At 60.6% G+C, this 13,665-nt stretch carries 12 protein-coding genes; 3 read left to right on the top strand and 9 right to left on the bottom strand.

The genetic code is table 11. From position 1 onward, the window contains the following. Positions 1-3 precede the first annotated feature (3 nt). The 4 genes from EJA72_RS15375 to EJA72_RS15360 form a co-directional block, all read right to left on the bottom strand. On the bottom strand, positions 4-837 hold the full coding sequence (locus tag EJA72_RS15375; protein ID WP_157712283.1) for a hypothetical protein: 834 nt from the start codon (positions 835-837) through the stop codon (positions 4-6). Positions 838-840: 3 nt separating this feature from the next. Next, complete coding sequence (locus tag EJA72_RS15370; RefSeq protein WP_157712282.1) at positions 841-2,169, bottom strand: glycosyltransferase; 1,329 nt, start codon at positions 2,167-2,169, stop codon at positions 841-843. After that, on the bottom strand, positions 2,166-3,512 hold the full coding sequence (locus EJA72_RS15365) for a diguanylate cyclase domain-containing protein (RefSeq protein ID WP_372240708.1): 1,347 nt from the start codon (positions 3,510-3,512) through the stop codon (positions 2,166-2,168). Before EJA72_RS15365 ends, EJA72_RS15370 begins: the two co-directional genes overlap by 4 nt. 433 nt (positions 3,513-3,945) lie before the next feature. After that, complete coding sequence (locus EJA72_RS15360) at positions 3,946-4,839, bottom strand: LysR family transcriptional regulator (RefSeq protein ID WP_157712280.1); 894 nt, start codon at positions 4,837-4,839, stop codon at positions 3,946-3,948. A 134-nt stretch (positions 4,840-4,973) separates the two neighbouring features. Here EJA72_RS15360 and EJA72_RS15355 point away from each other — a divergent pair, with 134 nt between their 5' ends. Further along, positions 4,974-6,407: an MFS transporter gene (locus EJA72_RS15355; RefSeq protein ID WP_157712279.1), complete on the top strand. Its 1,434-nt coding sequence runs from the start codon at positions 4,974-4,976 to the stop codon at positions 6,405-6,407. On the opposite strand, the gene EJA72_RS15350 is transcribed toward EJA72_RS15355, so the two are convergent. From EJA72_RS15350 to EJA72_RS15330, 5 genes are all read right to left on the bottom strand, one after another. Beyond that, on the bottom strand, positions 6,385-7,365 hold the full coding sequence (locus EJA72_RS15350; RefSeq protein ID WP_157712278.1) for a peptidoglycan-binding protein: 981 nt from the start codon (positions 7,363-7,365) through the stop codon (positions 6,385-6,387). The two genes, EJA72_RS15355 and EJA72_RS15350, sit on opposite strands and share 23 nt — an antisense overlap. A gap of 4 nt (positions 7,366-7,369) precedes the next feature. Next, positions 7,370-8,062 (bottom strand): hypothetical protein, encoded by a 693-nt coding sequence (locus EJA72_RS15345; protein WP_157712277.1) that lies wholly within the window; start codon positions 8,060-8,062, stop codon positions 7,370-7,372. After that, positions 8,062-9,570: a hypothetical protein gene (locus EJA72_RS15340; RefSeq protein WP_157712276.1), complete on the bottom strand. Its 1,509-nt coding sequence runs from the start codon at positions 9,568-9,570 to the stop codon at positions 8,062-8,064. Before EJA72_RS15340 ends, EJA72_RS15345 begins: the two co-directional genes overlap by 1 nt. Positions 9,571-9,935: 365 nt before the next feature. Beyond that, positions 9,936-10,364, bottom strand: a complete 429-nt coding sequence (locus EJA72_RS15335; protein WP_157712275.1) for a cupin domain-containing protein — start codon at positions 10,362-10,364, stop codon at positions 9,936-9,938. Positions 10,365-10,675: 311 nt separating this feature from the next. After that, on the bottom strand, positions 10,676-11,215 hold the full coding sequence (locus tag EJA72_RS15330) for a helix-turn-helix domain-containing protein (RefSeq protein WP_157712274.1): 540 nt from the start codon (positions 11,213-11,215) through the stop codon (positions 10,676-10,678). 99 nt (positions 11,216-11,314) lie between these two features. Here EJA72_RS15330 and EJA72_RS15325 point away from each other — a divergent pair, with 99 nt between their 5' ends. Beyond that, entirely contained in the window at positions 11,315-11,953 is a 639-nt protein-coding gene (locus tag EJA72_RS15325) for an isochorismatase family cysteine hydrolase (protein WP_157712273.1), read from the top strand. Further along, positions 11,950-13,515 carry an aldehyde dehydrogenase (NADP(+)) gene (locus EJA72_RS15320; RefSeq protein WP_157712272.1) on the top strand — a complete coding sequence of 522 codons (1,566 nt, stop codon included), beginning with the start codon at positions 11,950-11,952 and terminating at the stop codon, positions 13,513-13,515. Before EJA72_RS15325 ends, EJA72_RS15320 begins: the two co-directional genes overlap by 4 nt. Positions 13,516-13,665 lie beyond the last annotated feature (150 nt).

Below are 13,665 nucleotides of genomic sequence, written 5' to 3'. Positions count from 1 at the left end.
GGCTCACCGTTTTGGGAAGTCTCGCCAGGCTTGCCAGTCGATGCCGGCAATCCCTTGTGGTTGCAGTTGTTCGCGCCAGACGTTGTTCTGGTGTTGCAACTGTTCAGTTGATGCGCCAGCCCACGACTCCGTGGCATCCAGTTGCGGTTCGGCGCTTTGCGCCAGGCGAAATTGCAGATCGGGCCAGCGCTTGGCGATCTGCTCTGCGAGGCGTGCGCTGTTTTTCGGGTTGCGGGTGTAAATCATCAGGCTGACCTGGCGCACCCCCGCCTCGGGAAGCCCGCAGGGCACACAGGTCTGGCCGGGGTTGGCGTCGGCGAACCAGCGATGATGGCTGGAGATCTCTACCGGCCATGGGCTGGCGGCGGACGCCGCCCGCAAGGTGTCCAGCCAATCCTTCAAATGCTGGTCCGGGACGGGGACACCCAACTGCTCGACTTCCAGATCAAGGTGCAGGCTGGTGAAGGAAAGCCCTTTGAGCTTCGCCAGCAGATCGGTGAGTTGATGACGCTGTGCTGGCTCGATCCAGGCCGGATCACCGAGCAACAGACTGACCTGCAAGCCCTCGCCAGCCGCAGCCTCCAACAGTTGCGCGAGTTGTTGGCGCGTCGTGGCAAGGTCCTTCAGCTGCGCAGACTTGAGGCCCAGGTAGATCTTGCCCATCCCGGCCTTGTGCAGCGCATCAAGCTCGGACGCGCGATGTTCGGCATCAAGCAATGTTTCGCTGTCCCAGACATAACTGGCCTGTGACCACTGCGCCGCCTCAAGAGTCATGGGATAAATCACCGGCAACAAAAAGGGCAGCCACACCACCACGGCTAGACGGATTGATCGCATTTATCAAAACCTCGTGGCTCGCTTGAGCACCCACCAGGGCGCCATCGAGCTTTCTTCATGCCCTCGGCGCAACATTTCGTTGAGCATGGCCACCACGCTCCAACACCGCAGCAAGAGCATGAACATCGGGAACAGTGGTACCAGCAACCCCAGGGCCATGTCTTGTCGCGGCCGGTCCGAGACCATCAACAACATGGCGACGAACATCAGGACGGTAATCACCAGGTACAGCAGATAAATCAGCGCAAACAGAAACAGCAAAGTCCGCCCCGGCAGAATGAAAATCGCCAGCAGGGTGTAGCTGAAAATGATGAACGGCAGCACCAACTGAAAGAAGAACCCGGTGACCAGAATCATCAGGAAGGTCGGCCAGCCGAGTAATTTCGGGTTGATGTTGTGACTGTGCTTTCTGATGTACAAAAAAAACAGATCACCGTCCCAGCGCAAGCGTTGCATCAGAAACTGGCCGAGCGAAGCCGGCGCATCGGTGTGACCGACCGCCTCCGGCTCGAAGGGAATCTTCAGGTCATGCCGCTTGAAATAGCTTTTGATACGCAACGTCAGGTCCAGATCCTCCGCGGTATGCGTGTTCCAGCCACCCATTTTCACCAGGAAACTGCGGCGGAATGCGCCGAAGGCGCCCGAAACGTTGTTGACCAGGTTCCATTCGGCCAGACCGATTTTCGACATGTGGATCGACAGCAAGTACTCCAGCGCCTGCATCGCCGTCACCCACGATGTCCAGGCGTTGCGTACCCGCAAACTGCCGGCCACCGCAGGCACCGCGGGGTCCTCGAAATGGCGCACGATGGAACTGACCATGTTGTTATCGAATGACGTATCCCCATCGAGCGCCATCACGATCTCGCCGCTGGCCAGCGACAGGCCGGCGTTCAAGGACGAGACCCGCCCGCCCCTTTGCCATTTGGCGATAGGTCGCAAATGGCGCCTGGGGTACAACTGCGGATCCACTTTGAAGCTGCGCACGGCGCTGAGCGTGAGCTGGTTGACCGTGGCACCGTCCACCACCGGAATCATTTCGATGTGGCCGGCATAGGTCTGTTCACACAGGCTCAATAGCGTGGTCTGAACGTCCAGTCCTTCGCTGTAGCATGTGATGATGCAGGAGACTCTGGGCCGGTAGAGGCTGACCCTTGGCACGCGTGTACGCCGACGGGCGAACCAACGCAGCACCCCCAGCATGACAATGATCATCATGGGCAATTCAAAGATAAGAAATGACGGGAACAGCATGAAAAACAAGCGACTCAAGCCATCCGGCCCCAACAGGGCCGCGAGTGCGCTGTAGAGTTGCTCCATCAATGGGCTCATGGCCGGTCACCTGACTCACTGGCCAGGCGGGCCAGCAATAATTCGCCATCTTCCTGGTCGCGAAGATCCCGAGGCGCCGTGAGGCTGACGACCCGCAGCGAGATATGACTGACTTCCGGTGCGGAAAATAACTCGGCGACCCGGCCCAAACGTTGTTTGACGCACTCCAGCCCCTTGTCATCGGTATGCGGCAGCATGATCCAGAAAAACTCTTCGGTGCTGCGCGAGCAACGGTCGGTTTCACGGACGCTTTCCTTCATGCGCTCGGTCAGGCTATCGATAAAGGCGTGACCGCGGTGTTCGCCCAGGCGAGACAGCGTATCGGCCAGGTTGACGAAGCGCAGGCCGATCAGCGAAAACTCCGGCACGGGATGGCGCCTGACGATCTGGATCTGCCAGGACAGCAAGTCGCAAAAATCCCTGCCGCCCAGCAGATTGAGTCGACCGAAGTGCGGGACCGCTCGCTCATCTAACGCCTGGCGACAGCGGAAACGCCCCGCTTCGGCCAGACGGAAATCCCTGATCTCGCGCACGCGTAATTGTTCAGGCGTGTGAGACAGCCCGCAATCCAGACAACGCGCCTGTACCTCGGCGTCGACAAAAAACGCCTGACACGACCGACAGCGATAGTTCTCCATCGGACGGTCATAATCACTGCCGATGTGGCGCAAGCGATTCAAACAGTTGGGGCACAACAACACGGCGTCTTTGAGAAATGATTCCTGCGCCCCGACGTGTCCGCAGGTAAAGCAATGCAATGAAGGCTGCCTGGAAATGTCCAGCGCCTGGCATTCGGCACACACATCAATGTAATTGAGCCGTCCCGAGCCACAGTTTGAACAGAGGCGAACCCGGTCCACCAGAATCCCCTCCTCCAGCCAGTCCTGTTGCACCATCAGACTGAGCCAGACAAACGGGTTGACCTGCTCGTTATCCGCCAGGGCGTCCAGCAATGGATAGCGATAATGCTGGGGCACTTGCGGATCTCGTACAGCATTGATACGGGCGTCGTCGCGTAACCACAGCCAGGAAAAAACCCGACGTTCAAATCGCTCCGGGGTCGCCCTTTGCTTGAACAAGCCGAAGCGTTCCTGCCATACACCCCAAAGGCTTTTTATTTCACTGGCATCGACGGGGCACGCACCGTCACCCAAGGCTTCGCACCAGTCATTCTGGTCACGGCAACAGTAAATGAGTGAGTATCGATAGGCGGGAGTCGAGCGCAACTTTTGCAGCACCCGTCCCGCATAAACCGCGGGCATGTCCAGCAGCAAGACATCAAATGCGGCATTCGCCAACAAACTGCTCAAATCGGAAAAATGTTCCAGCTCAGGAAAATTCAAACCTGGAACTCTATTACCGAATATCGCAACCCTTGGATATGGAGTCGGCATGAGACTCGTCTCCTACAGACAGGTGAGTGTGTAGTTAACAAGAGACAAGAAACACTAGCATCGCAGAGAAGAAATTTATGCCGATCATCCGATTATCAGGTGCGCGCCGACGAACGTGAACTAAAGAACGCATACACAAAAGAGAACATTGATCAATAAGAAGTACTGAGACGTCTATTTTTTCTTGTTTTTCAATGAGCTAACGCTCTGTAGCACGCTGAAGGGGCACTCATCAATCTGCCATCACCCACAGTGCACCTTCACATATTAGAAACATTGAAAGCATGTTCGAAAATTGCCAGATACCCCTTGCGATTTTATAAGTTCAACATTTTTTTAGACCAAAATTACTTAATGTTATTTTCAAATCGATAACTAAATCCTACCGCTGCGCACAGACATCACGCACACATCCACGCAACCATTGATGCGCCGGGTCCGCATCCATCCGTGGGTGCCAAAGCATCGCGACCGTAAACGCTGGCAAGTCCAAGGGCAGCGTAAAGCTGTGCATCCCGGCCCGCAGATTGGCGGTGTGCCGCTCAGGGACGCTGGCAATCAGATCCGTGGAACGGGCCAGTGCCAGCGCCGTTGAAAAGCCGGCGACGATGGTCACCACTTCCCGCGTCAATCCCAGCGGTTCCAGCGCTCCATCGACCGGCCCCTTGTCGAGCCCGCGCCTGGACACACTGATGTGGCTGCCCGCCGCGTAACGCGCCGGTGTGATCTCGCCCTCGCTCAATGCATGCCCGGCTCGCACCACGCCGATGAAGCGGTCACGGAATAAGCCTTGGGTGCGCAATTCCGGGCTGGCCGCCCTCCCCACCACCCCCGTTTCCAGATCGACACTGCCGTCGCGCAGCGCCGTGCTGTCCTTGTCGGGTTTGTGCATGAACCGCAGGCGGACACCCGGAGCCTGCTCGCCGATGCGGGCAATCAGCGCCGCGCCGAAATTCTCGACAAACCCTTCGCGGGTGCGCAGCGTGAAAGTTCTCGCCAATTGCCTGAGATCGGGCTGCTCAGCCGGGCGCAGGACCGCTTCTGCGTCCTGCACCAATTGGCTGACCCGCTCGCGCAATTCAAGGGCGCGCGGCGTGGCCACCAACCCGCGCCCGGCCCTGACCAGCAACGGGTCCCCGGTGGTTTCACGCAAGCGCGCCAACGCCCGGCTCATCGCCGACGGGCTCAGCTGCAAACGCTTGGCGGCACGCGCCACGCTGCCTTCGGCGAGCAGCACGTCTAGGGTGACCAGCAAATTGAGATCGGGAATGGACATGCGGTGCCTCGCGGGATTCTGACAGGGCGTTTAACACACGAATAACCTGCAACTGATGCGTCTTCCGCCATGTTAGGCCCGGGCGTAGATTTCGGGTAGCTCCGGTTCGAGGGCTGACAGAAAAGAGGAACATGATGAAACCGACAATGGCTCTAGCCGACAGCGTACAAAATCCACCGGCCGTGCGAGGGGCGCTCGCCAGCCTCGCGCTGTCGATGTTGCTGTCCTCGCTCGGCACCAGCATCGCGAACGTGGGGTTGCCGACGTTGGCCGAGGCGTTTCACGCCTCGTTCCAGAACGTGCAATGGATTGTGCTGGCGTACCTGCTCGCCATTACAACGTTGATCGTCAGCGTCGGTCGGCTCGGTGACCTCATCGGCCGGCGTCGGCTGCTGCTGGCTGGCATCGGGCTGTTCACCCTGGTCTCGGCGCTGTGTGGTGTCGCACCCACCCTCGGGCTGTTGATTGCGGCACGGGCGCTGCAAGGGCTGGGTGCGGCGATCATGATGGCGCTCACACTCGCATTCGTCAGCGAGACGGTGACCAAGGCGAAAACCGGCAGCGCCATGGGTTTGCTGGGGACGATGTCGGCGATTGGCACCGCGATGGGGCCTTCACTGGGTGGCCTGCTGATTGCCGGGTTCGGCTGGCGGGCACTCTTCCTGATCACGGTGCCGCTGGGGCTGCTGACGTGGGTGTTGGCGCAGCGTTACTTGCCGGCTGATCGCCAGGCATCGAAGACTGCGCGTACCGGTTTCGACGCACCGGGCACCTTACTGTTGGCGTTGACGCTGACGGCGTATGCCTTGGCCATGACCTTGGGGCGTGGCAATTTCGGCGCGCTGAACGTGGCGCTGCTCGGCGCCACTGGCCTGGGTATCAGCCTGTTCATCTTCACTGAAAGGCGAGTCGCCTCGCCACTGCTGCGCCTGACGATGTTCCGCGAACCGCTGCTGAGCGCGAGCCTGGCCATGAGCACGCTCGTGGCGACGGTGATGATGGCGACGCTGGTGGTCGGGCCCTTCTATCTGGCTCATGGGCTCGGGCTGGATGCGGTGCGGGTGGGGATGGTGTTGTCGGTCGGGCCGTTTGTCGTGGCGCTGACCGGTGTGCCCGCCGGCCGTCTCGCCGACCGACTTGGTGCGCAGCGCATGATTCTTGCCGGGTTACTTGCCATGGCAGCGGGTTGTCTCGCCTTAACGGTCCTGCCGCAAACGAGCGGCATCGCTGGCTACGTCGCGCCCATGGTCGTCATCACCCTCGGCTATGCCCTGTTCCAGACTGCCAACAACACGGCGGTCATGGCTGATGTTCAACCGGACCAGCGGGGCGTGGTCTCGGGGCTGCTCAACCTTTCACGGAACCTGGGGCTCATCACCGGCGCGTCGGCGATGGGCGCGGTGTTCGCCTTCGCGTCGAACACCGCCGACATCACCACGGCGGCGCCGGAAGCGGTGGCCAGCGGAATGCGCATGACGTTTACCGTGGCGCTGTTGCTGATCGGCTTCGCCTGCGCCTTGGCGATTGGAACCCGGACGATGGCGCTCAAAGGAGACGCCAGAAACTAGGCGCATTGGCACCGGGCGCCTGCGCGGGATCGCTGTCGATCACAGCGTAAAAGTCGTTGAAGTATTGGAGATAGGCATCGGCGTGGAAGATACGCTGCTGCTTGTCACGCAGCGTCTGCACCAGCCCCCAGGGGTTTTCGTCTTTCGATCGTAACGAACCTGCGTTATAGGCGATGGCCACCAGCGGCGGGTCGAAATTGGTCGGCCGCTTGGCGGAGACTGCCTGCTGTTTGATGTAGCAGGCTGCCGCCCGAATCGACGTTTCAGGATCGAGCAGCTCGGCGCGGTCCAGCGACTTGTCGCCCGTGGCCGAGCGGGCCGTGGAAATCAAGGTCTGCATCAGTCCCGGGGAGACTTTGTCAGGTGTCGACTTGTCATCGACATAGCCGGGCTCTTGGCGTACGCGGTCAGCATGACCGCCGCTTTCGGTGCAGGCGGTGGCGACCAGCAGCTCCACCGGAACGCCATAGGCCGCCGCGCACTTTTCAAACGCGGCGCGAAAATCCGCCCAGGTCTTGGCAACCGTCTTGGGCTCTCCACCGGTGCGCGGCAGCTTTCCGTCCACCTTCACCCCCTCTTTCGTCAGCTGCCAACGTGCGCTCCCCTCGCCGATTGACGCCCCGTGCAGCAGAGCAAGGCGTGCTTTATAGGGTTCCAGGCCGCAGACCCACGAGCTTGAAAGGATGCTCGGCGCCGGCACGTTGGTGTTGGCGGCCAATACGGTGCCTGCGGCCTTGTCGGAGAACAGCAAGCTCCAGGTGTTGCGTCCGACGATGCCGTCTTCCTTCAGCCCATGCGCTTGCTGAAACTGCCGCACGGCGAGCGCGGTGCTCGGCCCGAACACGCCATCGGCCGGACAATTCAGCAGCTTGGCGCGGGTCAGCGACAGTTGCACCGCGCGGATATCGAGCCCGCGCATCAGGGGGAAGCAGAATGAAAGGTCGCTGAAAAGGTCCATTGGCTTACTCCGCACAGCCGGCGATCAGGCGACGCAGTTGCTCTGCATCGTGCGACACGCGGCCCAAGGTTTGACTCTGTTCACCGGTTACACCCGCCGACCGCGCCGCACGGGCGGCGTCACTTGCCGAACGCGCTGCCGCGCAACGTTGCGCATCGCTCCCGGCCCCCGGTCGCGCGAGATAGAGTTGACTCATGGCCTGCCAGAACAAGGCGTCGGGACGAGGCAGCGCCGCTGCCTGCGCGGCGCTCTGGCGAACCAGCGCCGTGCCCTGCTCGATCGACGAAGCATTTTCCGCCAGGCAGTACAGGGCTTGCGCATGCAGGTTCTGGAGTCTGGATTTGGCCTCGGCGCTCAATGATGCGTCACCGAACTGCTCGCTTTTCGCGAAGCTCGCCGCCGCCGTATTCAGCCGACCGTTGGCGACTGGCGGCGGGCAGAACGCATTGGGTGCGAGGCTGGCGAAAGCGAGGTGCTGGTTTGCCTCACCATAAATCCCATAGAGCCTGGCGCACCCTTCAACCACAGGCTGGCACTTGTTGGTGGGCGCATCGTCGGCAATGGCCTGCCATTGCCCGGCGTCACGCGCCTGTTGGTAGCGGTCGAGTTGCGCGACGCCAGGGTTCACCGCCTGACAACCAACAAGGGCCAGCAACAGCAACGGTGCTGCACGCCTGGCGGTCTGGTTCAACGACATCACGACCTCCAGATCCGTGCGAGTAAATACACGGGGTCGAGGTTTATTTGTCGCATGTAGCCCACCCAAAGGATAAGGGCCTCCATGGCGATGTGCGGCTCGTCGGCAGCACCCGGCTTGCCCATTTGTTTGAGCACTTCGTTGACGTTGTCCAGGCTGGGAATGGCGGTGGGGGCGAACGCGGTACCGGTTAGCGGTGCCAGTGCGTTCTGGATTTGCTCAGGGGTAATGTCCTGCGAGGACTGCTCCCACAACAGCACGCTGCGAAACTCCAGCAGTCCGTTTTCCAGTTCACCGCGGCTGGCAAAGCGATTCGTATCGTTGCCGTATTTCGCCCACAGATGATCGGCGCCGTCGTCGCTCAGCACCTGCGTCAACAGGTCACTGACGAACGCCGGTTGTTGTCGCTCCACGCTGAATGCCTTGTTGAAAATCGGGCTTTGCTCAAGCGCGATAGCGGCCGAGGTCGCGGAAATCTGACCGTGGCTGATGATCTGCGGATCGTACGGCGCGTTGAGCACCCGGGCGACCCAGCGCCGGTATTGATCCGAGCCCAACTGCCAGGCCGTACCCAATGCCAACGCAACGGCGGTGACCGGTGTCAGCCCGCTGATCACCGGCATGACCGTGGCGGCGGATTTCAAGAGCTCCACTACCGGTGATTTCCCGAACAGCCCCTCCGTTGCATCCGACACCTGCTTCACGGTGTCGGCGGTAAAGCCGTCGGTTTCCAGCCCTTGCACGGCGCCCAGCGCGAGCCTGGCTTTGTGCAAGGCTTCTGCGGCGCCGTCAGGCACCAGCCCTTTGGGCAATACCGGGCCGAGGGTCTCGATCAGTACCTCGGTGGCCGATACATGCTCTTTAAGGCGCTGAAGATCGTCGCGCAACTTGTTGCGAGTCTCTGTGGTCAGCAATGCGCTTTGGGCCTGCACGACGGCGCCGCCCAGCGTGTTGACTTGAGTTTCGAGCTTGCGTTTGCCCTCCTCCGACTCGCCCAGCAGTTTCACCGTCTGGCGAGTGGTCTGAGCATCGGCGCTGCTACTGCGCGAACCGAAGTAATAAGAGAAGACGCCGATGATGATGCCATTGACGTACCCCGCCACGGCATCACTCAGGTTCAGGACATCGGTGTACATCAACAAGGGCAAGCCGACCACGCCGACAATCAGCGCGATCACCGCACGCACGGTTCCTTCGGGCAAGGCCATCGGCGTGTCTTTCAAGTTGGCGAATGCGTTCGCCGCATCCGTAGACGACATGCTGCGTATCAGCGCGAAGCTCCGTGCGCAAAGCCACCAGAGAAAGGCCGCAAAACTCAGGCCGACGAGAAAGACCAGCGTGGCAATCCGTGACTTGTTATCCGGAAAGGACAGAAACCCTGCGATCTCGGTAAAAAGCCCGGTCATTTTGAGTGCGAAAAACACCAGGAAAATCGCCAGGCCATAACCCAGTAACATCAACGGCCCACTGAATATTTTCCACAGTCGATCGGCAGTTTCCTTGGTCATGTTAGTTGCCCTCGCCTACCGCCGTTTTAATGAAACGGCGATGTATGTGTCTCAAGGGTGAAACATCCAGGCAACTACTGAACGACATCCAACGGTGTGAAAAGACGCCTTCAAAGCATGGACGGTGCGCATATTCGTCCAGTGTAGGCTAGGCTGCGAGTGCAACTAACGAAGTTGGGTGCAGCCACTAAGGTTCAATAGAAATAGACCGTATAACGATTGGTTTAGAACATAACAACAAACTGTAGGAGCGAGCCTGCTCGCGATGGACTCAAGGGCGCCGCCGTTCCGTCAACTAAAAGCGCGTTATCGTTTACGACCATCGCGAGCAAGCTCGCTCCTACAGGGGGATTTCGTGATTTCCGTTATTGCTGGATTACAACCAGCGGTTCGCCTTTCTTTACAATGTACGTCGCCAGTTCCGACGCATTGCCGCTCCCCACATTCTTCGCGACATGCGCAGTACCGGCCGGGATATACAAAGAGTCGCCTGCCTTGAGCGTTACCGTCGGCTGCCCGTCAAGTTGATATTCAAACGTGCCGCTGATTACGTACGCCACTTCGACGCCTGGATGCGAGTGCTTGGGCGAGGTCACGCCGGCATCGAAATCGACGCGAACCTGGATCACCTCCTGCCCGGCCACACCGAGGTCCCGGCGTACCAGATCGGTGCGATGGAGCCCGGCCTGCCAGCTTTTTGCGGCGGGAGCCCTTACTTCTTCAGCGTGTGAGACGCCTGCCAGGATGGACAATGCAGCAGCGGCGGCCAGGGTGACGATAGTGAAACGGGACATGGCATTGCTCCAGTGTGTACGCGGCAGGACCGCGCGGAGGTTGCCGCGAATGCGGTGCCTGTATTGGGAGGCCTTCATGTATCCAGCACATGTCGACGTGGGCGGGGATTTGTATGTGAAGTTAGCTTTCGGCGAGCGGGATACGTTCAGATACACGGCACGACGACATGGCCTGCAGCACCTGAACAGCAACAGCACTCGCGCACAATCGGTCTCTACCCCGACGCATTACTCTGGTTCTCGCTTAGCGTGTCGAAGAGGGGTCGGGATAAGCCGCCGGGCTTCGGGAGTCAGCGCGTAACGAAGACGTATCACCTCATCCCGACATCCGTTGAACTCGCCTTCCCGCCCTTGGCCGCCCCCTTGAACGCTTCCCGCCGCGCTGTCCGTTCGGCGGAGTAAGCCGCGCTGATTTCGCTGGTCAACTCGCCCCGACGCAATGGCTCGCCGCAATGATCGCAAAGCGGGCCCAACCCGGCCGGTTCACCACAACTTTTGTGGGTATACACCACCGCCACCCCCTCCTCCGGCGACTTGCACCAGGTTTCTCCCCAGGCACGCAGCGCGAGAATCACCGAATAAAAACCTTCGCCTTTCGGGGTCAGGTGGTACTCGTGGCGTAGTGGCCGTTCGCTGTAAGGGCGTCGGGCGACGAGTCCGTCGGCCTCCATGTTTTTCAGGCGTGTGGCGACCATCTGCGGTGTGCCTGCGGTCTGCGCCAGGATCTCGTCAAACCGGTGACTGCCCATGAACAACTCCCGCAGCACCAGCACGGTCCATCGGTCGCCCACGACGGCCTCGGCCCGGGCAATCGGGCAAAGTGTTTCGGGAACAGATGTGTTTACCGACATATGGGCTTGCCTCTTTTACAGTTACTATGATTATCATATTAGCGTCGAATCCAGACAAGCTCACCGCACTGAACGTCCTAAATCCCAGGAGAAACCGCGATGTCGACGACTGCCTATCCTCTCAAAAGAACCGCCTACCTGCTGGTCGATCCCTACAATGATTTTCTCTCGGAAGGCGGAAAAATCTTCCCCTTGATCAAGCCGATTGCCGAGCAAGTGGGCCTGCTCGACAACCTGCGTAACCTTGACCGTACCGTTCGCGATATTGGCCTTCAGGTGTTCATCGTACCGCACCACCGTTGGGAACAAGGCGACTACGAACACTGGGATCACCCGAGCCCCACCCAATGCAAGATCATGCACATGCACCACTTCGCACGGGGTGAATGGGGTGGCGAATGGCACCCCGATTTCGCGCCCAAAGACGGCGACATCGTGGTCCAGGAGCATTGGGGTTCAAGCGGTTTCGCCAACACCGACCTTGATTTTCGCCTCAAGCAGAAAGGCATCACCCACGTGATCATCGTGGGCCTGCTGGCCAATACCTGTATTGAAGCGACCGCCCGCTACGCGCAAGAGCTCGGCTATCACGTCACCCTGGTGCGTGATGCAACGGCGGCCTTCCGGCCAGAAATGATGCATTCCGCCCATGAGCTGAACGGTCCTACGTTCGCCCATTCGATTGTCACGACCGATGAGCTCATCGCCGCCCTGAATCAACAGGAGGCGGCCCAATGAAACTGACGGGACACCTGTTCATCGGTGCCGAAAATGCAGAAGGCACGGAAGGCACAATGAAGGCGCTCAACCCCGCGACGAACCAGTTGATCGAGCCGGATTTCGCCCTGGGTGGCGCGGCGGAAGTCGACCGCGCCGCGACCCTCGCCGACCAGGCGTTTGACGACTACAGCCACACCTCGCTCGCTCGCCGCGCGGCGTTCCTTGAGAGCATTGCCGACAACCTCGACGCCGTGCGCACCGAGCTGGCTGCGCGCGCCGCGCTGGAAACGGGCCTGCCCGAAGCCCAGCTTGAGGGCGAAGCCGCAAAAGCCGCCACCCAGTTCCGTCAGTTTGCCGAGGTCGTGCGCAAAGGGCGTTTCCTCCAGCTTGCCGTCGATCCAGCCCAGCCTGATCGCCAGCCACGTCCACGCATGGACCATCGCCTGCAGAAAATCGCCATCGGCCCGGTGGCGATATTCGGGGCGAGCAACTTTCCGATTGCCTACTCGGTCGCCGGCGGGGACACCGCCTCGGCACTGGCGGCCGGCGCGACGGTCATCCTCAAGGCGCATAACGCGCATCCCGGCGCCTCGGAGATTCAGGCGCGGGCCATTCGCAAGGCGGTGCAAGACTACGGGCTGCCCGAAGGCGTGTTCTCGATGGTGCGCGGCAGCGGCAACGCCATCGGCGAAGCGCTGGTCGATCATCCGAAGGTGCAGGCCGTGACGTTCACTGGCTCGGAGCGTGGCGGCATGGCGTTGTATCGCCGCGCGCAACTTCGTCCCGACCCCATTCCGGTGTTCACCGAGATGACCAGCATCAACCCGACATTTGTCCTGCCCGAGGCGCAGGCCACACGCGGTGCGCAGATCGGTGACGGATTTGTCGAGCGCATGCTGGTCAATGTCGGGCAAGCCTGCCTCAAACCCGCCCTGCTGATCGCAATCGAAGGACCGGGCTTTAAGGCATTGCGCGCCGCGATGGTGAAGCGTGTGGCCGAGGCTCCGGCGCGGGCGATGTTGGCGCCGGGTATTCATGCGTCCTACCTCAACGGCCTCGTCGCCCTGGAAGATGCCGGTGCACAACGCCTGGCCGAAGGCTCGGCGGCCAGCGGATCGTTCGATGGCCAATCGGCGCTGCTCGAAGTCGACGGCCAGCGTTTTCTTGCCGACACGGCGCTTGCGCAAGAAGTCTTCGGCCCAGCGGCCCTGCTGGTGAAGGTCAGGGATGAAGCTGAAATGCTCGCGGTGGCGCGCTCGCTCAAAGGCCAGCTCAGCGCCGCGATGCACCTTGAGGAAGGCGACACCCCGCTGGCGCATCGCTTGCTGCCGATCCTGGAACGGCGCACCGGACGCATCGTCGTCAACGCCTTCGCCCACCCGCAGGAAGTCACGTTTGCCACCGTTCACGGCGGCCCCTTCCCTGCCACTTCGGACAGCCGCTTCACCTCAGTGGGCATGACCTCCATCGAGCGTTTCTTGCGCCCGGTGGCCTACCAGGGCTTTCCGGATGCGCTGCTGCCCGAGCCCCTGCGGCACGGTAACCCGTTGGGACTGCCGCGCAGCGTCGACGGTCAATAAGCGCCTGCACCTGGCTCCCGGCGCGCGTGTTGAAACGGATTGGCAGTTTCGATCAGCAAAACTTGCATTCAGCAACAGTAGGCTAAGCTTCCATCAGCTTATTGCTCATGATGCTCGCTCCTGCAGGTATTGGGTTTTTCTGAAGAGCGT

This window comes from Pseudomonas sp. PB120 (assembly GCF_009761815.1).
Taxonomy (GTDB): domain Bacteria; phylum Pseudomonadota; class Gammaproteobacteria; order Pseudomonadales; family Pseudomonadaceae; genus Aquipseudomonas.
The sequence above is the reverse complement of the archived record's forward strand: the minus strand, read 5'-3'. Positions and strand labels throughout refer to the sequence as shown.

What these genes read in the sequence shown, in the direction of transcription:
- EJA72_RS15375 (WP_157712283.1), bottom strand. Translation starts at nt 837, where the DNA reads ATGCGATCAATCCGTCTAGCCGTGGTGGTGTGGCTGCCCTTTTTGTTG.
- EJA72_RS15370 (WP_157712282.1), bottom strand. Translation starts at nt 2,169, where the DNA reads ATGAGCCCATTGATGGAGCAACTCTACAGCGCACTCGCGGCCCTGTTG.
- EJA72_RS15360 (WP_157712280.1), bottom strand. Translation starts at nt 4,839, where the DNA reads ATGTCCATTCCCGATCTCAATTTGCTGGTCACCCTAGACGTGCTGCTC.
- EJA72_RS15355 (WP_157712279.1), top strand. Translation starts at nt 4,974, where the DNA reads ATGAAACCGACAATGGCTCTAGCCGACAGCGTACAAAATCCACCGGCC.
- EJA72_RS15350 (WP_157712278.1), bottom strand. Translation starts at nt 7,365, where the DNA reads ATGGACCTTTTCAGCGACCTTTCATTCTGCTTCCCCCTGATGCGCGGG.
- EJA72_RS15345 (WP_157712277.1), bottom strand. Translation starts at nt 8,062, where the DNA reads ATGTCGTTGAACCAGACCGCCAGGCGTGCAGCACCGTTGCTGTTGCTG.
- EJA72_RS15340 (WP_157712276.1), bottom strand. Translation starts at nt 9,570, where the DNA reads ATGACCAAGGAAACTGCCGATCGACTGTGGAAAATATTCAGTGGGCCG.
- EJA72_RS15335 (WP_157712275.1), bottom strand. Translation starts at nt 10,364, where the DNA reads ATGTCCCGTTTCACTATCGTCACCCTGGCCGCCGCTGCTGCATTGTCC.
- EJA72_RS15330 (WP_157712274.1), bottom strand. Translation starts at nt 11,215, where the DNA reads ATGTCGGTAAACACATCTGTTCCCGAAACACTTTGCCCGATTGCCCGG.
- EJA72_RS15325 (WP_157712273.1), top strand. Translation starts at nt 11,315, where the DNA reads ATGTCGACGACTGCCTATCCTCTCAAAAGAACCGCCTACCTGCTGGTC.
- EJA72_RS15320 (WP_157712272.1), top strand. Translation starts at nt 11,950, where the DNA reads ATGAAACTGACGGGACACCTGTTCATCGGTGCCGAAAATGCAGAAGGC.